General features: G+C 40.0%; 23 protein-coding genes. 15 read left to right on the forward strand and 8 right to left on the reverse strand.

Going from position 1 to position 26765, the window contains the following annotated elements; all coding sequences use genetic code 11:
- Nucleotides 1-80: 80 nt before the first annotated feature.
- Entirely contained in the window at nt 81-893 is an 813-nt protein-coding gene (locus DVR12_RS00135) for a 2,3,4,5-tetrahydropyridine-2,6-dicarboxylate N-succinyltransferase (RefSeq protein WP_116973428.1), read from the reverse strand.
- 84 nt (nt 894-977) lie between these two features.
- On the opposite strand from DVR12_RS00135, the gene DVR12_RS00140 reads away from it, so the two are divergent.
- The 5 genes from DVR12_RS00140 (at nt 978) to miaA (ending at nt 5926) form a co-directional block, all read left to right on the forward strand.
- Nucleotides 978-2099 (forward strand): glycosyltransferase family 4 protein, encoded by a 1122-nt coding sequence (locus DVR12_RS00140; protein WP_116973429.1) that lies wholly within the window; start codon nt 978-980, stop codon nt 2097-2099.
- Nucleotides 2100-2108: 9 nt separating this feature from the next.
- Complete coding sequence (locus DVR12_RS00145; protein WP_116973430.1) at nt 2109-2681, forward strand: L-threonylcarbamoyladenylate synthase; 573 nt, start codon at nt 2109-2111, stop codon at nt 2679-2681.
- A gap of 57 nt (nt 2682-2738) precedes the next feature.
- The gene (locus tag DVR12_RS00150; protein ID WP_116973431.1) at nt 2739-4175 is read left to right on the forward strand and encodes a CCA tRNA nucleotidyltransferase; all 1437 of its coding nucleotides are present in this window, start codon (nt 2739-2741) and stop codon (nt 4173-4175) included.
- Between the two features lie 111 nt (nt 4176-4286).
- Nucleotides 4287-4874 (forward strand): IS1096 element passenger TnpR family protein, encoded by a 588-nt coding sequence (locus tag DVR12_RS00155; protein WP_116973432.1) that lies wholly within the window; start codon nt 4287-4289, stop codon nt 4872-4874.
- A 146-nt stretch (nt 4875-5020) separates the two neighbouring features.
- Entirely contained in the window at nt 5021-5926 is a 906-nt protein-coding gene (gene miaA / locus DVR12_RS00160) for a tRNA (adenosine(37)-N6)-dimethylallyltransferase MiaA (RefSeq protein ID WP_116973433.1), read from the forward strand.
- Nucleotides 5927-5978: 52 nt separating this feature from the next.
- On the opposite strand, the gene DVR12_RS00165 is transcribed toward miaA, so the two are convergent.
- Nucleotides 5979-7556, reverse strand: a complete 1578-nt coding sequence (locus DVR12_RS00165) for an OmpP1/FadL family transporter (RefSeq protein ID WP_116973434.1) — start codon at nt 7554-7556, stop codon at nt 5979-5981.
- Between the two features lie 131 nt (nt 7557-7687).
- Complete coding sequence (locus tag DVR12_RS00170; RefSeq protein ID WP_116973435.1) at nt 7688-8710, reverse strand: hypothetical protein; 1023 nt, start codon at nt 8708-8710, stop codon at nt 7688-7690.
- 286 nt (nt 8711-8996) lie between these two features.
- On the opposite strand from DVR12_RS00170, the gene proS reads away from it, so the two are divergent.
- The 3 genes from proS to DVR12_RS00185 all read left to right on the forward strand — a co-directional run bounded on the left by proS (nt 8997) and on the right by DVR12_RS00185 (nt 14285).
- Nucleotides 8997-10472 (forward strand): proline--tRNA ligase, encoded by a 1476-nt coding sequence (gene proS, locus DVR12_RS00175; RefSeq protein ID WP_116973436.1) that lies wholly within the window; start codon nt 8997-8999, stop codon nt 10470-10472.
- A gap of 124 nt (nt 10473-10596) precedes the next feature.
- Nucleotides 10597-13527, forward strand: a complete 2931-nt coding sequence (locus DVR12_RS00180) for a sensor histidine kinase (RefSeq protein ID WP_116973437.1) — start codon at nt 10597-10599, stop codon at nt 13525-13527.
- Nucleotides 13524-14285, forward strand: a complete 762-nt coding sequence (locus DVR12_RS00185; protein WP_078672331.1) for a LytR/AlgR family response regulator transcription factor — start codon at nt 13524-13526, stop codon at nt 14283-14285. Before DVR12_RS00180 ends, DVR12_RS00185 begins: the two co-directional genes overlap by 4 nt.
- 421 nt (nt 14286-14706) lie before the next feature.
- Here DVR12_RS00185 and DVR12_RS00190 read toward each other — a convergent pair whose 3' ends face one another.
- Nucleotides 14707-16281 (reverse strand): trypsin-like peptidase domain-containing protein, encoded by a 1575-nt coding sequence (locus DVR12_RS00190; RefSeq protein ID WP_116973438.1) that lies wholly within the window; start codon nt 16279-16281, stop codon nt 14707-14709.
- Between the two features lie 413 nt (nt 16282-16694).
- The gene (locus tag DVR12_RS00195; RefSeq protein WP_116973439.1) at nt 16695-17693 is read right to left on the reverse strand and encodes an acyl-CoA reductase; all 999 of its coding nucleotides are present in this window, start codon (nt 17691-17693) and stop codon (nt 16695-16697) included.
- Nucleotides 17694-17788: 95 nt separating this feature from the next.
- Here DVR12_RS00195 and DVR12_RS00200 point away from each other — a divergent pair, with 95 nt between their 5' ends.
- The 4 genes from DVR12_RS00200 (at nt 17789) to DVR12_RS00215 (ending at nt 20574) form a co-directional block, all read left to right on the forward strand.
- Entirely contained in the window at nt 17789-18136 is a 348-nt protein-coding gene (locus DVR12_RS00200) for a 4Fe-4S dicluster domain-containing protein (RefSeq protein ID WP_116973440.1), read from the forward strand.
- Between the two features lie 226 nt (nt 18137-18362).
- On the forward strand, nt 18363-19349 hold the full coding sequence (locus DVR12_RS00205; RefSeq protein WP_116973441.1) for a D-alanine--D-alanine ligase: 987 nt from the start codon (nt 18363-18365) through the stop codon (nt 19347-19349).
- 72 nt (nt 19350-19421) lie between these two features.
- Entirely contained in the window at nt 19422-20240 is an 819-nt protein-coding gene (locus DVR12_RS00210) for a PASTA domain-containing protein (RefSeq protein WP_116973442.1), read from the forward strand.
- A 28-nt stretch (nt 20241-20268) separates the two neighbouring features.
- Nucleotides 20269-20574, forward strand: a complete 306-nt coding sequence (locus DVR12_RS00215) for a rhodanese-like domain-containing protein (RefSeq protein ID WP_116973443.1) — start codon at nt 20269-20271, stop codon at nt 20572-20574.
- A gap of 31 nt (nt 20575-20605) precedes the next feature.
- On the opposite strand, the gene DVR12_RS00220 is transcribed toward DVR12_RS00215, so the two are convergent.
- Nucleotides 20606-20992, reverse strand: a complete 387-nt coding sequence (locus tag DVR12_RS00220; RefSeq protein ID WP_116973444.1) for a RidA family protein — start codon at nt 20990-20992, stop codon at nt 20606-20608.
- A gap of 212 nt (nt 20993-21204) precedes the next feature.
- Between DVR12_RS00220 and DVR12_RS00225 the strand changes: the two genes are divergently transcribed.
- The 3 genes from DVR12_RS00225 (at nt 21205) to DVR12_RS00235 (ending at nt 24580) form a co-directional block, all read left to right on the forward strand.
- Nucleotides 21205-21960 carry a hypothetical protein gene (locus tag DVR12_RS00225; RefSeq protein WP_116973445.1) on the forward strand — a complete coding sequence of 252 codons (756 nt, stop codon included), beginning with the start codon at nt 21205-21207 and terminating at the stop codon, nt 21958-21960.
- A 179-nt stretch (nt 21961-22139) separates the two neighbouring features.
- A complete protein-coding gene (locus tag DVR12_RS00230) occupies nt 22140-23375 on the forward strand; it encodes an erythromycin esterase family protein (RefSeq protein ID WP_116973446.1) in 1236 nt (411 codons plus the stop codon).
- Between the two features lie 2 nt (nt 23376-23377).
- Complete coding sequence (locus DVR12_RS00235) at nt 23378-24580, forward strand: TraB/GumN family protein (protein WP_116973447.1); 1203 nt, start codon at nt 23378-23380, stop codon at nt 24578-24580.
- Between the two features lie 40 nt (nt 24581-24620).
- Here the strand turns inward: DVR12_RS00235 and DVR12_RS00240 are convergent, their stop codons facing one another.
- Both DVR12_RS00240 and DVR12_RS00245 read right to left on the reverse strand, forming a co-directional pair.
- Nucleotides 24621-25829 (reverse strand): hypothetical protein, encoded by a 1209-nt coding sequence (locus tag DVR12_RS00240; protein WP_116973448.1) that lies wholly within the window; start codon nt 25827-25829, stop codon nt 24621-24623.
- Between the two features lie 10 nt (nt 25830-25839).
- The gene (locus DVR12_RS00245) at nt 25840-26736 is read right to left on the reverse strand and encodes a type 1 glutamine amidotransferase (RefSeq protein ID WP_116973449.1); all 897 of its coding nucleotides are present in this window, start codon (nt 26734-26736) and stop codon (nt 25840-25842) included.
- Between the last annotated feature and the right edge of the window lie 29 nt (nt 26737-26765).

Raw genomic sequence — 26765 nt, forward strand, 5'->3', positions numbered from 1 at the left:
TGCCAAATTTATTTTCATAAAAATAAAAAGAGCGAAGAAAAAATCTCCGCTCTTCTATTATTTACCTAAGTAAAAATACTTTATACTGCCACGTTGAACTCGCGCAAAGTATCATTCAGACTGGTTTTCAGATCAGTCGATGGTTTACGTTGACCAATAATCAGTGCACATGAAACCTGGTATTCGCCTGCCGGGAACTTCTTGGTATAAGTACCAGGAATTACCACGCTGCGGGCTGGTACACGGCCTTTGTATTCGATAGGAGTAGGGCCACTTACATCAATGATCTTGGTAGATTGAGTCAGTACTACGTTTGCACCCAATACGGCTTCTTTTTCTACTACCACACCTTCTACTACAATACAACGGGAACCAACAAAGCAACCATCTTCAATGATTACAGGACTGGCTTGTAATGGCTCCAATACACCTCCGATACCAACACCACCACTCAGGTGAACGTTTTTACCGATTTGTGCACAAGATCCTACAGTTGCCCAGGTGTCTACCATGGTGCCTTCATCTACATACGCGCCAATGTTCACATATGATGGCATCAGAATACAACCTTTGGCAATGTAGGCACCGTAACGGGCCACTGCATGCGGTACTACGCGCACGCCCAGGTCTTTATAATTCGATTTCAGCCTCATTTTATCATAGAACTCAAATGGAGGCAGCTCCATTGTTTCCATTGGCTGGATAGAGAAATACATTAATATCGCCTGCTTAACCCATTCGTTCACCTGCCAGCCATTCTCTGTTGGTGCAGCTACTCTCAGGTGTCCTTTGTCTACTGCTTCTATTACCGCTTTTACTGCATCTGAGTACTGTGTCTCCTGTAAAAGGCTGCGATCAGCCCAGGCAGCCAGTATTTGTTGTTGTAAATCCATGGTCTTTTTTTTGCAAACATAATATCCATTTAGCAAAATCTCATGCTTTCCTTATTTTCGCGGTTCCTCACAGGGAAATAATTTATGAAAATTGGATTCGACGCCAAGCGCGCTTTTCAGAATAATACAGGATTAGGTAATTATAGTCGTACCCTAATATCCTCACTGGTAACCGATTTTCCGGGGGAAGAATATTTTTTGTTTGCTCCTAAGCAAACAAAGATGTTCAATACCAATCTGCCGGTTTTTTTACCTGAAAAGAAAATTCATCGCTGGTTGAAATCAATTTGGCGTAGCCGTTGGGTGGTCGATGATCTAAAACGTGAACATATCAATATCTATCACGGGTTAAGTCATGAACTTCCTTTCGGCATCCATAATTCAGGGGTAAAAAGCATTGTTACCATGCATGACCTGATCTTTGAAAGATACCCCCGGCAATACAATCCGATTGATGTACTGACTTACAGGCGGAAAGCAAAATATGCCTGCAGGTATGCCGATCTCGTAGTTGCCATAAGTGAACAAACAAGGCAGGACCTGATTTCCTTTTATCAGGTTCCTGAAGAAAAAATAAGGGTAGTTTATCAAAGTTGTGACCCAATCTTTGAAACAATGCTTCCTTTAGACGAAGTGGCTGCTTTCAAACAAAAATACCAGTTGCCCGATCAGTATTTTCTTTATGTAGGTTCGTTGATTGAAAGAAAGAATCTGCTCGGAATTGTGAAAGCCATGAAAATGCTGCAAGGCAAGGTAGATATACCTTTGGTAGTATTGGGGAGTGGAAAGAAATACAAACAAAAAGTACAGCAGTATTTAAAAGATAATCAGCTTGCTGAGCAGGTAATTTTCCTGAATGAGCGGGTAAGGCTTGCAAATGCTGAATTACCTTTATTGTACCAGGGAGCAGTTGGACTGCTATATCCTTCTTTATTTGAAGGCTTTGGGATTCCGATTCTTGAAGCATTATGGAGTGGTACTCCGGTTATTACTTCTACTGGCTCCTGTTTTGGAGAAACGGCGGGTGATGCTGCTTTGTATGTAGATCCGTTATTACCTGATTCCATTGCCCAGGCAATGCAGCAGTTAATAACCTATCCCGAAGTAGGGTCCAACCTGAGGAAAAAAGGATTAATACATGCACAGCGCTTTGCTCCTTCCAGATGCGCTGCAGATATGATGAAGGTATACCAGGAACTGAAATAATTTAATAAGATGGAAATTTTTGAAGATGATATAACAGCTGCCTTACCGGTTTTAAGAAACGGAGGCTTGATTTTATACCCGACAGATACTATCTGGGGTATTGGTTGTGATGCAACCGACGAAGCAGCTGTGAAAAAAATATATGAATTAAAACAGCGTAGCGAAAGCAAAAGTCTGGTCATTTTACTGGCTGAGGTAAGAGATTTGCTGCATTATGTTGCAAATCCCCGTCCTGATATCATGGATATATTATCGGGGTTCAACAGGCCTACTACCGTGATTTACGAAGGTGCTTTAGGCCTTGCGCCTAATGTAATTAGTGAAGACGGGAGTGTGGCTATACGAATTGTACAGGACAAGTTCTGCCGGCATTTGATAAAAAGGCTGCGTAAACCATTGGTTTCCACCTCTGCTAATCTAAGTGGCATGCCTTCTCCGGCGAATTTTAATGAGGTAGCAGACCCAATTAAATCGGGGGTTGATTATGTAGTAAAATATCGTCAATCTGATATTGCTCCTCATTCAGCATCAAGGATTATACGTATTTCAGCGGATGGTACTATCTCTATTATCCGTGATTAAAGTGTTTATTTATTACCTTTGCGCCCTGGTTTTAAGCGGAAGGAATAAAATTATAATATGATCAGTAGCAAGCCATTGGAGATACCCTGTTCCCTGCAGGAAAGAAAAATACTTGAAAAGATAGCTCTGGCAGCAGATGAATTGAAGGTGCCGGCCTTTCTTATCGGTGGTTTCGTGCGGGATAAGATTTTAGGAAGAAGAACAAAAGATATGGATATTGTATGTGTAGGTGATGGAATTGCACTTGCCCATAAAGTAGCTGAAAGCTTAGGACCCAATCTCTCTGTTAATTTCTTTAAAACCTACGGTACTGCACAAGTAAAGTATAATGAGCTCGAAATAGAATTTGTTGGGGCAAGAAAGGAAAGCTATAGAAGAGATTCCCGTAACCCGGAAGTAACTGCCGGTACATTGGAGGATGATCAAAATCGCCGCGACTTTACCATTAATGCAATGGCTATCAGTCTTAGGGCTGTGGATTACGGTACACTGATTGATCCCTTTCACGGAATGGAAGACCTGGAGCAAAAAATTATCCGTACTCCTTTGGCTCCCGATCAAACCTTCAGTGATGACCCGCTCAGAATGATGAGGGCAATCCGGTTTGCTTCTCAGCTTCAATTTACGATCGAACCTTCTGCTTTTGAAGCTATTAAGGAAAATGCTGATCGTATTAAGATTATTTCTCAAGAGAGGATTACGGATGAGCTGAATAAAATCATGCTATCGCCTAAACCTTCTGTAGGGCTCGATCTGTTATATAAAGCAGGACTTCTGAAGATAATCTTTCCTCAAATGGTAGATTTAGTTGGAGTAGAGACTTATGAAGGAAAGGGGCATAAAGATAATTTTTATCATACCTTGCAGGTAATTGATAATATTTCGCAAAATACTAAGGATCTTTGGTTAAGATGGGCGGCCCTCTTACATGATATAGGAAAACCTGCAACTAAGAAATATGAGCAGGGCCATGGCTGGACGTTTCACGGTCATGATGCCGTAGGTGGTAAAATGGTGCCAAGAATTTTTACAAGATTGAAATTACCAATGAATGAAAAAATGAGATTGGTAAAGAAATTGGTAGAATTGCACCTCAGACCCATAAGTCTTACTAAAGAAAATATTACAGATTCGGCAATACGTAGATTACTATTCGATGCCGGAGATGATATAGAGTCATTAATGTTGTTATGTGAAGCGGATATAACTTCAAAAAATAAAGCCAAGGTTAAAAGATACCTGGAGAATTTTGAACTAGTTAGGAAACGCCTGAAGGAAGTCGAAGAGAGCGATCGTATTCGAAACTGGCAACCACCGGTAACCGGAGAACTTATTATGGAAACCTTCGGATTGAATCCTGGCAGGGTAGTTGGTGAGCTGAAAAATGCCATCCGTGAAGCTATCCTCGATGGCGTTATCCCCAACACCTACGACGCTGCTTTTGCATTTTTGTTAGAAAAAGCCGGTGAAATGAATCTAAGCCCGGTCAAATAAAAATTGGTAATTTTAGATACCAGAACTATCATTCGTAATATTTTGACTTATTTGATGCAGTCAAAAAGCGGAATGTTTAAACCATTATTATAACTTATAACCTTTTTTGTCATGCCGGTTTTGAAATTCAGAGTTTACTGGGAAGAAGATGAGAGTGTCTACAGAGACATTGCCATTAAGCCGAATCAGACGTTTTTAGCTTTTCATCAAACTATTCTGCAAGCATTCGAATTTGATTCAAAACATAAAGCTACTTTTTTCCGTAGCAACGATAATTGGCAAAGGGGCCGGGAAATAATACTCGAACCCGATAACCAATCCCGGAAAGCTGAACCATTGCTAATGGCCGATACCATGATTGGTGCGGCTGTTAAAGATCCAAATCAGAAATTCATTTACCTCTACGACTTCACCAAAAACTGGGTGTTTCTGGTAGAATTAATCGGGGTATCCAAGGATGAGAACAGCAAAATCACTTATCCTGCCGTTGTCAGAAAAGAAGGCCTGGCTCCTAGTCAATACGGCACTAAAGGCCTGGTCGGAGATAAGCTGGTAGAAATGGAAGAAAAGTACGATCTCAATAAAGAAGGTATGGATGCCGAAGGATTCGGTGAGGAAGGTGAAGAAGGAGAAGGAGAAGGAGAAGAAAGTGATGCAATGGGTGGCGATGAATTTGGTGGAGGAGAAGATAGTTACTAAAATATATTTTCATGCAAAGAGGCAGAGAAGCAAAGAAGCAAAGGAATTTTTTAAATTTTCCATTTGATAACAATTGTTTTCAATATATATAATAAAATTCCTTTGCTTCTTTGCTTTTCTGCCTCTTTGCGTGAAAAACCTCGGATATGCAAAAAACAGCTATTATTATCGCCGGTCCTACAGCTTCCGGCAAAACTGCCCTCTCCATTAAAGTTGCCCGGCAATTTAATACTGCCGTTATTTCTGCCGATTCCAGACAATGTTATAAAGAAATAAGTATCGGTACCGCAAAACCTTCTCCTGAGGAATTAGCTGCAGTTCCACATTATTTTATCAATTCCCACAGTATCAAGGAAGAAGTTAATGCAGGGCTATACGAAAAATTAGCGCTACAATATGCCGGAGAGATTTTTGAAAAAAATGATGTGGCTGTTGTTTGTGGTGGTACCGGACTTTATATAAAAGCATTTACTGATGGGATAGATGAAATGCCAGCTATTCCGCCTGGTATACGTACTGCTTTAAATGAGCAGTATGCTCTTCATGGTATAGAATGGCTACAGCTGCAACTTCAGCAGCGCGATCCTGAATTTTATGCAGTGGCTGAAACTCAAAATCCACAAAGATTAATAAGAGCCCTCGAAGTTTTGGAGGCTACCGGAAAATCAATTCTGGAATTTCGATTAGCCACCCCCGTAAAGCGTGATTTCCGCATTATTAAAATAGGAATTACCCTACCCAAAGAACTATTACATGCCAATATCCATCACCGGGTAGATCTTATGATGGAAGCTGGGTTGCAAGACGAGGTGAAAGCAGTATTGCCCTACCGTGAGCATAATGCATTAAGAACAGTAGGGTATCAGGAGATATTCCAGTATCTGGATGGTAATTGTTCACTTGAACAGGCTGTTACGGATATTAAAACACATACCCGTCAATATGCCAAGCGCCAGCTAACCTGGTTTAGAAGAGATCCGGACATCACCTGGTTCGATTCCAGAGATCATGACCAGATTCTTTCATTTATTCAATCTCGTTTATCCGAATAAAATAAAAAAGGGCCGACTATAAGTCAGCCCTTTGTATTTTAAACCATAGACACTAAAATTTGAAGCCTACCGTCATCATTATATTGCTTCTGTTGTAATCAACGATTGCAGCAGAAGGAGTGTTTGCCGGATCAGCAGTAATATAAGGGCGGTATCTATAAGAAGATTGTGCTAAGCTGTAAGTTAAATCAACATATAATCCTTTGCTACGTAAACCCAATCCACCGCTGAGTACAGTTGTTGTTGCATCAGTTCCTGCGTTATAGGAGTCGCTGCTATAAGGGTTACCATAAGCTGCAAAACCGCCGCGGATCGCATATAGGGAAAGGAATTTCAATTCGGCACCTACACGGATATTGGAAGCCGATTTGTAAATAGCACTGATATTGTTATTTAGCATTCTCTCATAATCTCTGTCGCTGCTCATTTTGAACTTTGCAGAAGCCTGATTAACATACTCATAATCAGCAGAAATAAATCCCTGCGGCTTTTTGGGATCAGTGATATCTCCAAAGAAGAAGGAAGCACCAGCTAATAATTTAAGTGGAGTTACATAGTTGTAGTCAAACAACTGTGGTCCGCCATCATTGGTAAGTTGGCCTGAGTTTACAGAAACCTCGCCAGCATAATTTTCTGTGTTGGTAACCATATCGGCGGAGTAACTGTCATGAATGCTGTAGAAAACAGGAGTATGGAATGCTCCACCCAGTCTGAATCTATCAGAAATTTTATAGAGTACGCCTAATTTGGCTCCAATACCCAGTCCTGTACGTTTAATATATTTGTTATAGTCGAAATACCCAAAGTAATTGGTTTTACTGTTATCTCTGTCATCTTCCGACCAGGAGAAAGTTTCCTGATAGTTGATGGAAGGAGCAACAAGACTACCGCCTATGTACAAACGGTCGCCGTAATTACCTCCAACTCCTATTGCAAATTCATTGAGTCCACCTTCCTTGGTGATGGTACCGCGTTGTGTAATGCCAGCGGTCAAAGCGCCACCTATAGGTCTTTTAGGATCTGCGAGGCTAAAGGCATTGAGGTTGGTTGGATCGCCGTTAACGCGTATAGTATCTATTAATAAGGAGTTATACGCGAGGCTGGCGCCGATTGGATCTCCTGTTTCGTAGTAACTGAGATTGGCACCGTGTAATCCGTCAACCCAGCTATTGCTGTAGGATGAATTCATATTTACGCCGGCTATTGCAGTTTTGCTGTTGTAGTTAGCCAGTCGGGTTACTCCTACAGAAACGCTGACATTATTCCATCTATCAGGACCATTACCTTTATTCATGGCAAAAACAACTCCGATATTAGGTATTTGGAAGTTGGTTTTGTTGCCGGTGTTATCGAGTTTATTATTACCAAGATAATTGGAGGTAGTGTTGGTGATACCTACTCCTGCGGATAACATGAATTCACCGGTTTTAAAAACACCAATTCCGGCCGGATTGAGGTGAGCAGAGGAATAATCTCCTCCGAGTCCAACCCCCACACCGCCAAGTGCTTGTGTTCTGGCAGTACCTAAAGGCTGCATGGGTGAATAAAGTAAAGCATCATTGGAACTCTGGGCCACGGCTGTCACAGAAAGGAACAGGCCTCCTAAAAGAGGTAATAGTCTCTTATTCATATACTAAAATGGTTGCTTTGCAGGCTAATGTTGATTGTACTTAAGACAGGTATAACGTGTTATCAGCGTAAAACTTGTGCAAGGTAAAAAATAAGCGTAGTTTTTTAGGCTACGCTTATCATGATAATATTTTAACGTCCTCCTCTAACAGGGCGGCTGTAACCACCACCTCCACCGCTGCTACCGCCAGAACTAGGGCTAGGAGAGTAGCTAGGTCTTGAAACTGGTGCAGGAGCAGGTGCTGGTGCAGGTCTGCTATATTCTACGCGTTGAGGGCGGGAATAAGTATTGTTATTATTATTATTGCTGTTATCTACAGAAGGTCTGGTAACCACAGGTCTTTCATTGGAAGATTGCTGGAAGATTCTGCGTGGTCTTTCACTGGCGTTTGGAGTAGTATTTCCATTGTTATAACCACCGTTAGTAGGTTGGAAACCACCTCTTGCCGGACGCACATAACCATTTCCACCGGTAACACCTCCGTTATTATTATTCGGTGATCTGGTAATAATTCTTTCGTTACCACTTCTTACAGGACCATAAGACGGAGATCTGTAATTGGCATAACCGCCGCCACCGTGGTAATATCCACCACCGTAGTAGCCACCACCATAATATGGGTAGTAGTAGGTTGGATAATAGCTGTAATATCCGGGCCAGTAGCTACCGATGTAAGGATAACCAAATCCACCGCCGTAGCCAAAGCTCCATGGACGATAGAAACTGCTACCCCAGCCGAAGCTCATGCCAAAGCTGCTGTATGGATAAAAACTGCTGTATGGGCTATATGCCATTCCCAATCCGCCTCCGTAGAAGCTGTTCATATACATATTGGAAGCTGCATTATAACCATCCATGTAACCACCGGAATATGTATTAGCATTGCCAAAACGGTTCAAACGACGTTGATAATCCCCCTGGTCCTCATCCTGGTAGGTTACATAGGTGCCGCCATCATCAACAGCCTCTACATAATTTGCATTTTCATCCTGGCGACTATTTCCATTAGAACCATTGCTAGAGGCATAGGTATTCCGTTGCTGCTGACGTGGAGAGTAGTAAACATCGTCCGGTGTCTGAGCCGTTTTATAAGTACTGGCACAGCCGCCCAAGGCGAGTGATGCAGCCAGTCCAACGTATAATATAGGCTTCATTTGAAATATATTTTAAGCGTGATTCGTTGGGTAAATTTACTTCTTTTTAACGGATTAATCAGTATTTAAGTTACATACAGCGCCTTTTGTACCATATTATTTTGTGATAACTATTTGCACAGTTATGTTTTTCATCTATGTTTGTGGCATTTTCTTCTTTCATATGAAAGTCAAAAATTAAGCCAATTCAGCCTTAAAATTTAACAGTTGCAGGTTTATTTTTTACTGGATAAATTTGTTGGGAAAAGATTAAAAGCCTTAGATATATAAATAAGCAATAAATTTTATGAGTAAAGAGATTACAGCTCGTTCGGAAGACTATTCTAAATGGTATAACGACCTCGTCCTGAAAGGCGGATTGGCAGATTACTCTGCCGTTCGTGGATGCATGGTAATTAAACCATACGGTTTTGCGTTGTGGGAAGCAATGCGCGATATTTTGGATCGCAAATTTAAAGAAACCGGCCACCAGAATGCGTATTTCCCGCTGTTCATCCCTAAAAGCTTTCTGAGTAAAGAAGCTGACCACGTAGAAGGTTTCGCCAAAGAGTGCGCCGTTGTAACCCATTACCGCCTGAAAAACGACCCCAATGGCGGTGGGGTAGTGGTAGACCCGGAAGCTAAACTCGAAGAAGAACTCATCGTTCGACCTACTTCTGAAACAATTATCTGGAATACTTATAAAGATTGGATCCAATCCTATCGCGATCTCCCATTATTAATTAATCAGTGGGCCAACGTTGTTCGCTGGGAAATGCGCACCCGCCTTTTCCTCAGAACTGCCGAATTCCTGTGGCAGGAAGGCCATACTGCCCATGCCACCGCTGACGAAGCCGTTGCAGAAACTCGCCAGATGCTGAATGTATACGCCGATTTCGCTGAAAACTATATGGCAGTTCCTGTCGTAAGAGGTGTGAAATCTCCTAGCGAAAGATTCGCCGGTGCTGTAGATACCTACTGTATCGAAGCGCTCATGCAGGATGGTAAAGCCTTGCAGGCTGGTACCTCCCACTTCCTCGGCCAGAATTTTGCCAAAGCTTTCGATGTTCAGTTCTCTAATAAAGAAAATAAACTCGATTATGTATGGGCTACCTCCTGGGGCGTATCCACTCGTCTCATCGGCGGCTTAATAATGGTGCACAGCGATGATCAGGGTCTGGTTCTTCCTCCTAAAATCGCTCCTGTCCAGGTTGTAATCGTGCCTATCTATAAAGGTGCCGATCAAAAAGCCGGATTGGATGAAAAAGTAATGGAAATCGTTAAAGCCTTACGCGCCGCTGGTATCAGCGTGAAGTACGACGATAACGACAATAACCGCCCGGGATGGAAATTCGCAGAATACGAAATGAAAGGTGTTCCGGTTCGTATAGCCATTGGCGCCAGAGACCTGGAAAACCAGATGGTGGAAGTTGCCCGCCGCGATACTAAAGAGAAAATGTCGCTCCCGCTGGAAGGATTACCTGCCAGCATCCTGAGCTTACTCGATCAAATTCAGCAAAATCTGTTCGATAAAGCAAAGAATTACCGCGATAGCCACATCACCCGCGTTGATACCTGGGAAGAATTTGAGAAAGTATTGGACGAGAAAGGCGGATTTGTTTACGCTCACTGGGATGGTACTGCCGAAACAGAAGAAAAGATTAAAGATCTGACCAAGGCAACCATCCGCTGTATCCCTCTCGATAATCCTCAGGAAGAAGGTACTTGCATCCTCACTGGTAAACCTAGTAAGGAAAGAGTATTATTCGCAAGAGCATACTAGAAAATTTGAATTGCCGGCCTGTGAATCATATTGAATCAGGAATTTATTGATTGATTCTCCTTCAATAAATTCCTGATCTTATAAAGGATATGTTTTTTTCTCCTGAAACCATTATATTAGCCCAATGCCCTTGATCCGTTTTTTAGTCATATGGGGATTGGCTTTCTTTTACTGCGTTACAACATCCCTGGCACAAGGGCTCATGATCCGTAACTTCAACGTAAAAGATGGCCTTGCCAATGCAACTGTTTATGCTGCCGTGCAGGATAAAGACGGATTTATTTGGTTTGCAACACCTACCGGTGTCAGTAAATTCGATGGAAAACGATTTAGAAACTACTCCAAAAAAGATGGCCTTACCGATAATGATGTAATTAAACTAGCCGCCGATTCCAAAGGGAGGGTCTGGTTTTTTACCCTCAACGGTAAACTGTCTTTTTATGATAAATCGATTATTCACAGCGAAGAAAATGATAGCTCCCTCTTATTCAATAATCGTAGCCACTACATGCAATACGCCTTTGAGGGCGCTGGTGGCATTATCTGGTTCTTAAATACCAATAATCGTATTGTTCAATATAATGGTAAAAAAACAACGTACGACAAACTAGGAGCCTCAGATGCAGATCTCTTCTTTCTTATGAGGAATGAAAATCTGTTTCGCCCCCTGCAATCCTCTTTCCACCTGGAAAGTCTGCATGATCCAAGCAACCCCGATCAAAAAATTTATCCGGTTCCTACAACTTCGTTGCAAGATCCTGAATTCCTTAACCGAATCAGAAGTCATGCTATCGTAATCCTTAAAAATTCTCTTTATTCCTATTCTTCAAAGGATGCTATCAGCTTTTTTAATGGAGATGAATGGGGAATTCATGACGATATTAACCACATTTGCCTGGATAATGATAACCTCTGGATCGGTACCCAACGTGCCCTGTACTTCCTGAAAGGCTATTTTAAAGGTCAAAGAAAAGTTACCCGGTTACTCGATAATCACTATATCACCTCTCTGTTGAAAGATAGAGATGGCAATATATGGATTACCACCTTCGGAGATGGCGTTTATCATATCCCTTACAAAAATTTCTATTTCAGCTATCTCGATAATACCAACGGACTATATTCCCATTCCATCTTCAGTATCAGTAAAGACAAGAAAAATGATGTCTTGCTAATCGGACAGAATGCCGGTATTCTCAACACTTTGGATGGCAATAACAAAATCAGACAATTTACAATAGATACTACCAGTGGTAGAAACAGTTTACTCTCTATTCTACCCCGGGGAACCGATAATGCATTGATAGGCACCGATAACGGGTTGTTTAATTTCAATACGCTAACCTATAAATGGGCTCCTCTGAAAGCTATCAAAATGCTGAAGGATGTGGATGTTGCTCCCAACGGGAAGATTAGGGTTGCTGCCAAAAATCAGGTTATTGCGCTGGACGACTATACGATTGGGGACCTCGATATGTTGGTAACTTCCATTGCCTGTATCAACGACTCTGCCTATTATGTAGGTACTAATAATGGTTTATATTTTTGTGTTGATAATCAAAAGAGATTGATACCCGCCGGAGCAGATACCTTACGTAAACTTAGCATAAAAGACCTGAAATGGATTGATGGTAGCTTATGGATTGGTACCAGCGATAAGGGTATTTATGTAATGGAGGGCGATAAGGTTATTAAACACCTGTCTACCGCCCAGGGCTTATCCAGCGATATTTGTCAGCAATTATACTACGATGGCGTCGGCAGGCTCTATGTAGCTACAAATCACGGAGTATCAGTGATCGATGTAAAAAATAAAGCAATTACCCGGAATATTACATCCAACGACGGCCTGATGTCAGACGATATCAGAGGAGTGTACGCAGATGATGATACCTTATATATTGCTACGTCTAACGGATTATGTTATTTTAATGCAGATCATATTCCGGTCGACACCGTTCCACCGGTAATTTATCTGAATAATATCAGGTATGGCGACAGTACATTTTTAGCTCTGAATAATTTTACTCATCTTTACAAGCGAAAAGCCTCTTTTGAAGCTGAATTTGGAACGATAGTCTTTGATTTACCTGATTTAGTAGAATATCAGTACAATTTTTCGGGGGATACGACCAGTGGATGGGTCACCACTATGTCGAATATCATTCCATTCCCGGATTTGCAGCCGGGCAATTATAAATTAATGGTTAGGGCCAGAAAGTATAAAAGTACCTGGTCTCAGACTTTAAATCTTGATGTGTCTATTTTACCAAGATGGTATCAGCAATGGTGGTCCAGGGGCATTCTGCTACTGGCGGGCCTGTTACTGGTTTTAGTGGTTTTACGATATATTGTCAGACGAATTAAACAAGCCGAAAAACGAAAAACAGAATATAATCGCCGTATTGCTGAACTGGAAGCGAAAGCACTGACAAATCAAATGAATCCTCATTTTATTTTCAATTCGCTCAATTCAGTTCAACACCTGATTCTGGAGAAAGAAGAGAAGCAGGCATTGAATTTCTTATCAGATTTTGCAACATTAATGCGGCAAATGCTGAATAATTCACGCAAATCCTATATTTCTTTAGAAGAAGAAATAGCTTTTCTTACAAGATATCTGGAACTGGAGAAAATACGTTTTGCACATTCCTTTACTTATAAATTCATTTTAGAGGATGCATTAAAAGACTATACAATTTACATCCCACCAATGATCATTCAACCAATCGTTGAGAACGCCATTAAACACGGATTGGCACCTAAGAATATCAGCGGATATCTGGAAATCAGATTGGAAATAGTTGACGATCTGCTCTATTGCTCGGTCGACGATGATGGGATTGGTTGGGATAAGTCAAACAGCATTAAAAGTTCAAGACTGATCAAGCACGAATCTACCGCTCTTAGCGTGATTAAGGAGCGATTGCAGATCATAAAATCTTTTAATGGAAGTGTTGGAAAGTTAGAAATTATTGATAAATTTAAATCTGGTTTCGGCAATAAGGAAGGTACCTTAGTTGAAATTCTGATTCCCATTGTTAAGATGTTATGAGTAATATAAAAGCTGCCATTGTAGACGATGAAGTCCGCAACATCCATATTTTACGCAACATTCTCGAAAACTATTGCAAAGATGTAACAGTTGTCGGGGAGGCGCAGAATATTAATGAGGCGGCAGAAATGATTAAAAACAACCCCATTGACGTATTGTTTCTGGATATCGAAATGCCGCCACACAATGGTTTCCAGCTCCTGGAAATGTTCCCTGTGCTGAATTTCGAAGTTATCTTTATTACTGCATTCCAGGAATACGCCTTGCAGGCCATTAAGTTTGCCGCATTGGATTATTTGCTTAAACCTATTAAGGTAAGCGAAGTGGAAGACGCTTTGGAAAAGGTAAAGAAAAGTAAAAAAGGTAGATTGAACGAACTGGCATCTATCCTTAAAGACTATGTGAAAAATAATGATAACGCCTTTTCTAAGATTGTCATCCCCGTTAATGATGGTTATAATGTAATAGATCTGAAAGATATTATTTATTGCGAGGCTTTTGATAGCTATACCAAAATCCAGCTCATAAATAATGTTTCTCATCTGATTTCAAAATCATTGAAAGAATATGAAGAAATGCTCTCCGATAAAGGTTTTTATAGGGTGCATAAATCTTTCCTTATCAATATTCATCATATTGTTAAGATCATTAAAGGTCTGGGTACTGCCGTTGTCATGAGCGACCAGAAAAATATCCCAATCTCTTCCCGTAAAAAAGATGAATTCTTTACTCAACTTAAAGGAGTAATTAATTTATAATCAATAAAAAGCTTAAAAAAGGAGCATGAGGTGCTATTAGCATCTTATGCTCCTTTTTTGATTTTAATAGTGTTGATGATTGAGATTAAAGCAGTTACCAATAATAGCTTTGGTTTTAACGTCCTTTTTTTGAATTTTTATTTCAGATCAAAGCAGATAAATCAATATTGAAACTACAATTATCAAATTTTTAAATTGAATTTCCCTACGTTGAACGCCCCTTTTTTATCTTTCACTAGTAGAAATATATCATTTGCCAATTATTGTACAACAATATCATATACTTATATTATTTTCAATATGGGTTTTCATAGATATGGCTGATTGCATGAAACGTTTTTCAAGGCAATACATGCATGACTTAATGGAAAAGCCCCGTTCCTTACCGGAAACGGGGCTTTTTATATTTTGGAATTATTGCTTACAAATTTTCGGTATCGCCTGTATTGGTGTTGATATTGTAATAATAGATATCTGCACCTCTTTCAGGATAGAATCCTGTTAATCTCAGACTCTTCTGTTTATCCAGCGCATTACTTAAATCATCTACACTGGTTATGTTGTTGCTTCCGGCTTTTAAAATCACAAATCCTGGCATCATAGAGGTTTGTTTTTTCAAAAGTCCATTTCCAATATCATTTACAAGTACACCGCCATTAACGCCTAAACGACTTGCCTGGTCTTTGCTCAGATCTGTAAGATCTGCTCCCAGTTTGTCGAGCGATGTGATCTTCACTACATCTGTAGTTCCTTTCAGATTACGCATGATCACATTATTCACGGTGTATTCCTTGTTATCGCGCATATAGGTAATGCTGATTTTATCGCCCGGTTTGTAACGTGCAACCTGTTCACCTAATTGAGCAGTGGTAGGAATTCTTACTCCATTTACCGCAGTAATGATATCGCCAACTTTAAGTCCGGCAGCAGCTGCAGAACTGTTTGGCATTACATCGGTGATCTGTACTCCATTTGCATCCCGCTTAATACCGGCTTCCTTAAGCTGATCGTCCGACATATTTGCAATTACTGAAGATGGCGCATATCTCACACCTAAATAAGCTCTCTGAACGTTACCATATTTAACAATATCGTTTACTACCTTTTTTACAAGGTTTACAGGGATTGCATATGAATAACCCGCATAGGAACCGGTAGGAGACGCAATTGCAGAGTTAATACCTACCAGCTCACCGGCAGTATTTACCAGCGCTCCACCACTATTTCCCTGGTTTACCGCCGCATCTGTTTGGATAAATGACTCAATCGCCGTATTTACCCGCCCATTGGATGCTTTGTTGATACCAATTGAACGTGACTTGGCACTAACAATACCTGCGGTAACTGTAGCGTCCAGATTTAAAGGATACCCAACAGCCAGTACCCATTGGCCTATATCCACATTGTCTGAATTACCATAAAGGAGGTATGGCATACCGGAAGCTTCAATCTTAATCACCGCCAGATCAGTACTTGGATCAGCACCAACCAGCTTTGCCTTGTAAACTTTATTTCCATTGCTTAGCCCTACACTGATTTCATCAGCATCTGCAACAACGTGATTATTGGTAACTATATAACCGTCGGAAGAAATCAATACACCCGAACCGGAAGCCATCTGGCCTGGTATATAATACCTGCGGCCATCACCACCTCCATTGAATTCATCTCCAAAAAAATCATCTCCAAATAAGTCCTGTAATATGCTACGTCTCTTTTGCATATTACCGCTATTTATCTGGCGGGGGTTGATCTTGGTTTTGATATGTACAACACCAGGAACTGCTGTCTTGGCTGCGGTAGTAAAATCCGATGGAGCCGCATTTACATTTCCTTCCGTGCCAGGCATATAACGGGCATAGTTTGCCGGAACACCCGATTCATTCTGTACAAAAATTGGTCGCCTTTGCTCGAAATACTTGCCATACACAAATATGGAGGCAGCGGCAGTTACAACGCTTATGGCTACGGTCGTAACAATTTGCTTGAATTTCATATTATAGTGTGTTTGCTTGTGACAATAAATTTATAGATAATTACGTCAGCATATCATCAATTTACATGCCTTCAATACAAATTTAACTGTGCCTGGTATCCAAAGGCAATAGGTTCTATTCACTTTAACACATTTTTAAATCAATCGTTAAATACAACTTAATGCTAATGTCAAATACTGGCAGTCTTTATGTCAATATAACAAGATAGTAGGACAATTTGTTAGTAGACGGGTATTGCTCGCAAAGGCGCAAAGACTAATATTAAGGTGCAAAAGGATTTTTTAAAGATTTTTAAGAATTGAGGCGAATATTTTTAAGGAGAATTATGATTTTCCCTTAAAAACATTCGCCTCAATCCTTATTTTCTTACTATTAAACTTTGCAACTCTGCGTGAAACAGCGAGCCTGCGAGCTATAGCTCCAGCAGAAAATGCATTGTATCTACCCCATCCGGGTAATCCAGTAATGAAGGTTGCTGTGCATAACCAAAGGGGGTAAACGATTTTCCAACCAGGCATTGTAAAGACTGGTCTCCGCTTAATTCCTGCTGTAAATGGGCCATATCTGCATAATAGCTGTAGTTTAGCACGCTTAATGGCGAAAACAAAGAAGTGGCTTCCTGTAACAGAATCAGACCATTACTGATATAATGAGCATTGTTTAATAATAACAATGCCAGGTTATAATCGTAATTGTTCTTGTATTTATGGTGATCCAGCAGGTAATTATATTTTTCCAGTGCAGTTAATAATGGCTGGAAATCATAATTGGCTGGTACATATACCTTAGTAACATTTCTGCACCCTAATCCAAAGTACAGCATTATGTCATCGGCCAGGGCCGACAACTCCTCCGGAGTCTCCTCTCCTGTAAGAATGGCCGCTGAAGTTCTGTTATGACGGATGATATGAGGATATTTTGCAAAATAATAGTGAAAATACCTGGCCGAATTGTTACTTCCGGTAGCTATATAGGCGTCACAACCCTTTAATGTCTCCATAATTTCGGTCTGACCGGCTACTTCAGGGTACCATTCAGTCATCTTTTCAATAATATGCCTCAGCAATATATCGTCCTTACTAGATAGCTTCATATTGATTTGGTGACCACTCACAAATCCACAAAGCCAATCCTGAAACCCTACCAATGGAATATTCCCCGCTGCTACAATGCCTACTTTCTTAGGCGTAACGGGGTGTTGCAATTTCGGATAGGTATCAATCCATTCCCTTAATGCTTTAGGGTCCAGAAAATAGCGGGAGATATTTTCCAGCGCCTGATCAATAAAAGACGGGATAAACCAGCCGTTTGCGCGGAAAGCTCTCTCTTTTACTGCTGCCAATTCAGGGCTGTTTTCCGTTAAATACTGGCCTAAACGTACCAGGGCGAGTTCTTTTTCTGCTAGATTCATGAAACTATTTAAATAATTGACCTAATTAAACCGGGAAAATTTTATTTTTGTTCCACAAAATTAATGGCTTACTACTTAATCAAAAAGTTTACTCTATGGCAATTAAGATAACAGACGAATGTATTAATTGTGGCGCCTGCGAACCAGAGTGCCCCAACAATGCGATATATGAGGGAGGTGTTGAATGGGCGATTGCCGATGGCACTTCGGTTAAAGGTGCTTACAGCCTGATGGATGGCAGTGTAATGGATGCCGACCAGCGTAATGCTCCTATTAGTGTTGAATCTTATTACATCGTTCCTAATAAATGTACTGAGTGCCAGGGTTTCCACGAAGAACCTCAATGCGCTGCCGTTTGCCCGGTAGATTGCTGCGTACCAGACGAAATGTACGAGGAAACCGTTGACGAACTGCTTGCTAAGAAAGCAAAACTGCACGTTTAATTTTTCTCGCAAAGAATTTTTCTCGCAGAGAAGCATAAGAAGCAAAGAAGCATAAGTTTTTTTTAATTTTTAAAGGAAAATCAATTTCTTTTATTATTAAAATTTCTTATGCTTCTTTGCTTCTTATGCGTCTCCGCCAGAAAAATATAAAAATCGTATGCTCCTCTGCTTTCTTTGCTCCTTTGCGAGAAACCGTTAACTTTAACCGCTTATTGTAAAAAATCTTATGAAGAAGAATATAGCTTTAGTAGCCGGCGGCTATTCCGGAGAATATGTGATCTCTGTTCAAAGCGCTGTTACCATAGAAAAGAATCTCGATAGTAATAAATACAACGTATATAAGATAGTAATCACTAAAGATAGCTGGAGCCATACTGGCAATGATGGCCAGGTAACCGAAGTTGATAAAAATGATTTTTCACTCACTTTAAATGGGCAAAAAGTAAAATTTGATGCCGTTTTTATCGGTATTCATGGTACCCCCGGCGAAGATGGCCGCCTGCAAGGCTACTTCGAAATGCTGGATATCCCTTATACCAGCTGTGGAATGGTTACTTCAGCCCTTACTTTCAATAAAGGTTATTGCAATAAAGTAGTAGCTACTCTGGATGTGGTAAACGTTTCTAAGTCTGTTCACATCTTCCGCGATCAGCCTTTCAATTCAACCGATATTTTTAATAAATTGAAACTGCCGGTTTTTGTTAAACCTGCCGAAGGTGGTAGCAGCATTGGCATGTCTAAAGTTAGTGCGGCTGAAGAACTGGAACCTGCTATTCAGAAAGCTTTTAAAGAAGATAGCCAGGTGCTGATCGAAGAGTTTATTAAAGGTAGGGAACTGACCATTGGAATCTTCAAAGCCGACGGTAAGGTAAATGTATTGCCAATTACTGAAATCGTTACCAGCAAGGAATTCTTCGATTATGAAGCCAAATATACCCCTGGTATCACCAACGAAATAACTCCTGCTCCTGTTTCAGATGCTATTACCAGCCAGGTACAGCAGGCTGCTACTGCAATCTATAACCAACTTAATTTTAAGGGAATAGCTCGTATCGACTTCATTTACGAAGAAGCAACCGGAAAATTATTTTTTCTTGAAGCTAATACGATGCCCGGACAATCAGAAAACAGTATCTTGCCTCAGCAGGTAAGGGCTTCTGGCAGAACCCTGCAAGAATTTTACGGCATTTTGCTCGATGAATGTATGAAATAGTTATTTTATGGACAGTTTCGGATAAATGGTCCGAAGATTGCCATAAAATATATCACACTTAATAATATTACTGTGTTCGACTTTATTACCAAACGCTCCTTTGGATTCAACTTACTGGTAGTGATTGTGCTTTTCTTTGCACTGGCACTATTATTTTTCTCTATGCTTGGAGTAATTACCAAACACGGGCAACAACTTACCGTTCCTAATGTAAAAGGCAAAAATGTGGTAGAAGCCATTGATCTGTTGGAAAAAGCCGGCTTCGAAGCCGATGTGCGTGATTCCATCTTTATCGATTCACTTCCTCCTTTAGCCGTTTATGCGCAAACTCCTGATAATGGAGCACAGGTGAAAGTTGGCAGAACTATTTACCTGACAGTAAATAAAACTGTAGCCCCAATGGTAAAAATGCCAGACCTGGAAGGATTTACCTTCCGTAGTGCTGAAATGATGCTCAAGAGCCTTAGATTGAATGTAGGAGATACCATCTATAAACCGGATTTTGCGGCTAATACGGTATTGCAACAACTCTTTAATGGTAAGAGAATCAAACCCGGCACCGAAATCCCTGAAGGTAGTAATATCACACTTATTATAAGTAGCGGAACCGGAAGCGTGGAAAACCCGGTACCTAACTTTATTGGACTTACCTATGCCGAAGCCAGAGAAGTACTGAGTGCCAGCAACCTCAATCCAGGTACCATCATCATCGATCCAAATGTAAAGGATACTGCTAACGCATATATTATTAAACAAGTACCTACCCGCAAAAATGAGATAGGTGACTATAATATGGTAAGAGCCGGCGAAACTGTCGACTTCTGGTTATCTGCAACCAAACCTGAAGTAGATAGTTCTAAACAGGCTTCACCAGATCAACAGGAAGAATAAATTTCACCAACAAATAATTCTAATCATCATGCAAAATATTACAGCAGAAGAGTTAAAGAAAAGAATTGACAGTGGGGAAGAGCTTTACATCCTTGATGTTAGAGAGCCTCATGAAAGAGCCGAATTTAACATCGGTGGTAAACATATTCCATTAGGGTTCATTCAACAAATGGAAGTGGATGAACTGGAAGAATGGAAAGAAAAAGAATTGATCGTATACTGCCGCAGCGGTAACCGTAGCGGGCAAGCTTGTATGTTGCTCGACTCAATGGGCTTTACCAATACCAAAAACCTGGTTGGCGGTATGCTGAAATGGACAGAATTATACAAATAAATGAAAAGGGCTGAATCACTTCGGCCCTTTTTTATTTATTTACAACTGCTGTTGCTTCAATTTCAACCAGATATCGCGGATCAATTAACTTGCTTACCTCAACCATAGTGGTAGCGGGCTTAATGGCTTTAAAAAATTCTCCATGTGCCCTGCCATATTCCTCCCATCTGCTAATATCTGTAACAAACATTCTTGTACGTACCACATCATGCAATGTAGCCCCTGCATTAATTAACGCAGCTTCAATTTTGGCAAGAATATATTTAGTTTGTTCATAGGCGTCTCCTTCTGCTACAACTTTATCATCTTCTGTTGCAACAGTGCCGGAGACTTCGATAATATCACCAATCCGCACAGCCCTGCTATAGCCCACTTTGCCTTCCCAAAGCGCGCCGGAGGAATAATTAGTACGTTTCATAAAGTTTTATTTTCTTATTAAGAGAGAGATCATAAAAATACAATATTATGTTACTATTTAAAACAACAATTCTCCTTGATATATATCACAAAAAATAATATTATTGTAATGGAATGCAATCTTCGTATGGCGTTCTTCGTTATGTTATTATTCGGTATTCCAAAAAGAATAAGCGAATCTGACATTTAGTTTATGCCGACTATTTTTTTGATATGAAAGTGAAGTATTTATCATTGTGTGTTTTGGTAGCAGCATCGTTCAATGCAACTGCGCAGATCAACTACAGAGAAACCGAGAAAAAGCCAACTTTAGTGCCTTACGACAGCAGTATCGCTTTTCAGCAATTAGGCCCTAATCTGGCCGAGCTAACGTTAATAGGTCAGCAAATTACCTTTCTGAAACTTAACCCGCTCAGAGCCGTTAAGAATAAGGAAGATACACTGATGGATAATCTGAAGGTAAAGGCTGTTATGGAAGTACCCTACAAAGGTGTGCTGAAAGGAGGACATCTTTATACTCCATATAAAGCTGTGGAGAATAAAACTTTTAAGATTGTTGATTATGAAAGAAAAACTGTGGCTGGTGGCCCGGTTGAACTTACTTTTACCTTGCTGGGTGATGATCGTAAAACATTGATCTACCAGATTACAGACGATCAGTTAATCAACACTCCGGTTATCATTAATGCAAACTATGAATGGTTAAAACGCCAGTATATCGGGCGTAAGCTGCAATTGAAAAACGGAGCTTTAATCACTGCCAATATCCTTGATGAAAATAAGGAAGTAGCATTGAAAGAAGATGATGTTATTACCTGCACAGATGTTGCAGTCATTTTAGCCGGTAAACAGAAATATGGGCAACCATTTCTGATCGTGAAAAGAAATGATCTCGAATTTGCAATAGGAATCGGATCTAAACAGGAATATCCTATTGGACCGAGACTTGTAGATTTTGAAGTACAATAAGATTTTAGATAAAACAGGAAGCCCGGAGTAAGTAATTACTTCGGGCTTTTTTTATTGTCTGAAATTTCCAAGTTGATTTTAGTTGTTTAATGCTACGATCCTTTTTCTTAACTTAAGAAACTTTGGTATGTGTAGCTGGCTTTAACCCTATGAGAATGCTCTTTATCAACTAACATTCTATGCGTCATAACTGCCCATACTCTATTAGCAAAATAACAGTAGCCATTGTTGTATCCTTCCTCATTTGTAGTTATTCCTTTGCACAGAGTAAAATAACTTATTCCGAAATAGGCACGCTTTCACTGGATTCTGGTACCACCTGGCTTCAGGGGATTTTTAATAATGCAATAAGTAACGATGTACAAATAGTGGGGCTGGGTGAGGTTAGCCATGGTGGTTATGAGCCTATAGCACTAAAAGCTAAGATGATACAATATCTTGTTCAGGAGAGGGGATACAGAAATATACTTTTCGAATTCTCTGATATGGAATCTATCCGACTGGTTCGTCGATATTTGTTCGATAACCATTTAAAGGAACTCGCAATCGCAGATTCGTTAGCAGGAAAAGTAGCTGGCATTAAGAACGCCGAGAGGGTTTTAGCGCAATTATTTCGTTGGTTGAAACAGTATAATCTGGATCATCCCAGTGACATGGTAAAGGTAACTGGAATGGATTTTAGTTATGATGCCGGATATCGGAATTTTTTTCTTTATAATTATATTATTCCATTTGACCCTATTAATGCTCAAAGATTGTTGTATCACTGGGGAAATGGAGAAATTCCTGATACATTCAGAATGGCCTCTATTAATGCCTGGTTCATTGATAATAAAAGTAAGCTTGAAAAATTGCTGAATATCGATGAATTAAAAGAATTACAATTTTATCTGCAAACTCAAATACATTCTATTGATTATGCAAAAATGAAGGCAGAAATAGAGGATTTAAATGTAATGAAATATCGGGATAGCATTTTAGCTAATAATGTAACTAAACTTTCTGATGATCAAAAGACCATAATATGGGCGCATAATGCTCATATTTCCACTACTGAGGGATTAATGGGGAGTTGTCTGAAGGAATTGTATAAATCCAGGTATTTTATTTTGCTTACAGATTTTTCAAGTGAAGCAGATGTTTTTGTTAATGAAAACGTGAAACCGGATGCAAAGATTATTCAACAACACTTTGTCGCAGGACGTACTACAATAGCCAATAATTTGTTGAAAAATTATGGCATTCCAGGTGGTATTTTCCTTAATCAAAATTTCCCCAGCCGGATGTTATTTGATGCGGTAAATGTAATTGATGCAAATGGTAAACATATGCTACTGGTTGAGGACCAACTTTTTGATGCTCTTGTGATATTTAAAAATATTAATCTCTTCCCTAAAGCGGCAAATGGCAGATAAGTATGAAACAAATTTTTTTAATAACCTTACTATTCACTTCGTTTCTAAATATAAATGCTCAGAACACAGAAAAAGTTACTGATGTACCACAGCGAGAGGATCTTAGTAATCTGGTAAGCAAGCTTGATAAGAAAATTCCGGAACAGGTAAAACTAGTAGGTATTGGCAACGTTTCTGTGATGGCGAAAGAATCTTCAGATTTAAGTATGGAAATTGCAAAATATCTGATTAGTGAGAAAAAGTTCAGAAATCTTGTTTTACTTGAAGAAGACTGGTTGCTGCGGCCACTTAATGAATACTTAACCAATAAAAATGCTTTTGATTCAACAACTGTAGATTCTCTTGTGAAAATTTCACTGGTAAACAGTACATCTTTTACTGAATCATTCAGCTCCTTTGCTATGTGGTTGAAAAAGTATAATCTCAAACATCCGGATGCCTTGGTTCAACTGTCTGGTGTCGTGCCTGATAACCTTATTCCACCTGCTTACTTTTTAGCTACTTATGTTATTCCGCTAGATAGAGAATATGGAGTTTCCCTCTCAAAAAAATGGGGAGTTTATACTTCGCATGATAATGAATTGGCATTTAATGAAATCAGTATCTGGTATCAGCAAATAAGTAATAATACAAGCAAGTTCAAAAAGTATAAACAACTACTGTTACAATGTGCTGAAGATATTGATCATAATAATATCATACGCAAAGGGGATACATTAAAAACGGCGATTGATAATAAAGCTGGTTCAATGGTAGAATTGCTCCTGAAAAAAGCAGAGAAACGTACAATTCTTTATGGTGAAAATGAGAATATAACAACAAGTCAATATGTTTTTAAAGGAGATACTATATCGTCGCTGGGCCGCCGTCTGTATGCGCAATTAAAAAACAAATACTTCACCTGCCTTACAGATTTTGCAGATTCTGCTAAGGTCAATATATTCGATAACCAGGCAGGTGAACTTAAATTGATAACAATTCCCGGAACGGTACAAACCAGTAAATTGTACAAAGAGAAGCCTGTTTTATTTTGGGAGGGTGACAGCATGGCAATGAAACACTACCAGCCATCTTCCATATTTCCAATAATGGATATTGAAAGAAGAATTATTCCTGATAATAAAATCCCTGTTGTTGATGCATTGTTTATAATTAACCACCTGACTCCCATCAGTTTTTTGAAAAGGCTTCGGAACTTATATTGACATCTGGAATTAGTATACCTTAAGGATTCAGTAGTATCTGTTAATAACCAGATTGTACTTCTTCAAAAAAACAACAACTACCACCTACCCAGGTATCTTTACTATTAAATCCTACCCCAATCATTTTACTTTTACTAATACGGGCCAGATTATGTACCAGCATTGGTCTTGCAGCCCCATCCTCCCAAACATAAATCATCCTTATTTCACATATAGCCGGCCCCGTTGGGGTTATTATCGCCGGTGCATATTGTACTTTTCGTTGCAGGATCCAGTTTTCGGGATTAGAAATCTGATCTATGTCGGCCTGGGTCACATCTATTAATACCCCTTGTCCGGCAAATGAGAAAAGAGGTTTTAGTACATAATTCTCCAGATCTGTTGGTAAAACAGGTATTTCGTGCAGGAACCAGCTTTTGGGCACATAATCGCTATGGATAAATGGCATCATATATTTACTGATCCTGTAAAACCAGTTTGGATGGGTAATCCATTCAACTTCTAATTCCTGAAACAGATCAACATGCTCGCCCAGCGTATCCGCCTGTTTTTGCAGATCATCAAAAATGATCCTGTTAAAAATGCGTTGTATAGGGGTTTTGACACCATTTCTGAGATAATATAATTTCTTTCCTTCAAGAATCAGTTCTGTAATACAAACAGTAGCTATGCCAAGCATTTTCTCAGTACGGTAAAAGTCGATTCTGGTTTTTTGCTCTTCCGGCTTTACTTCCAGCAGAATTACTTCTTCGGGAGGAAATTCTCCGATAATCACTTCTTTCAACAACTTGTAATAAGTGTAATCATCGAGCTCATTGAAATAGTTGCTGAAATTGGAAGGAATATCAAAATGTAATTTAAACTGCCGGGCCATTACTTCCTGGAATGCAAACATGGTAGGGAATCCCTGTAGTTCTATCAGCTGGGGAGCCAGAGTTCCATCTTCTTCCCGGGTTACTGCAAAATCGATTACAATAAAATGAGGATGATCGTTTTCGTTAGGAACTTTTAAGGAAGGCGGAATAGCATCTTGAGTTAAGGTCTTGAAATCAGGCCTCAACAACACATCTATGATCTCTTCACAGGCGGTCACTAATTTATTAGTCAGCGCTTTGGGAACAAATACCGGAGTTTCAGCAATCCTGAAAGCAGGGGCAATACCTGCGTCGTCGGCAACCCCTTCCAGGAAGGCTTTGTATTTCTCGGTTGTAAACTGTTGGTTATATGTGTTTCTGATAGCAGGGATCATACAAATGAAATTAAAAGAACGAGTGTTCTTCGTCGTTATGTGCTGTAACTTGTACTGAACGTTCGATGGCTGCCAAACGCTCTGATAAACTGCCATAGATGGCATAATCGAGGAAGGCGGTCAACAGTCGGTCGTGTGTCAGCATGATTTTATCGGGATCGGTAAGTTGACTAATCATGCTTTCATACTTTTCTAAGCTATGGCTATTGACTACCTGTTGTTTTTTCTCTTCCTGCAGTAGGTACATATGCATACCTGCAGCATCGGCTTCCGGGTGAAACTGAGTTCCTATAAAGTGCTCATTGAAGCGTATAGCCATTGTAGCTCTTTCCAGTGGCACATGCGGTCTCTCTTTTTCAATTGCCAGTACATCGCCACCCATAGCTTCAATTCTTTCGTGATTTAATTCAATCACCTGCCAGTTGCGACTATCAACAATATAAAAAGGATCGGGTAGGGCACTAAATACTTTTTCCTGCATGCCATCAAGAGTTTTGTGTACAGGAAATACACCAAAAGCAGGGGATTTTCTCTTACAAACATTCCCCAATTCAAAATATCTGCACATAATCTGGTAGGAGTGGCAAATAAAGAAAGCCGGTTTTTTATCGGGCTGTTGTTTATTCCATTCTATCAGGTTATTGATTAGTGTGAAGTAAGCATTTTCCCACTCGCTACCAGCACTGTCAACAGGGCTGCCAGGGCCACCGGTAGAGATATAGATATCATAGGAGAGATCCGGGATCTGGATTTGATTACGTACCTCAAATTCATCGAACTGTAAGTCCAGAGCGTGCATACTGGCGTATTTCGACAGTATTTCTCGTATGCAGCGCATCCCTTCATTGGGAACACCTTCGTACATATCTAGCACTGCTACTTTCCAGCGTGGTTTTATTGGATGCATAGTGCAAAATTACGAATTTCAGAATTGAT

The organism is Chitinophaga silvatica (assembly GCF_003419895.1).
In the GTDB taxonomy this organism is placed as follows: domain Bacteria; phylum Bacteroidota; class Bacteroidia; order Chitinophagales; family Chitinophagaceae; genus Chitinophaga; species Chitinophaga silvatica.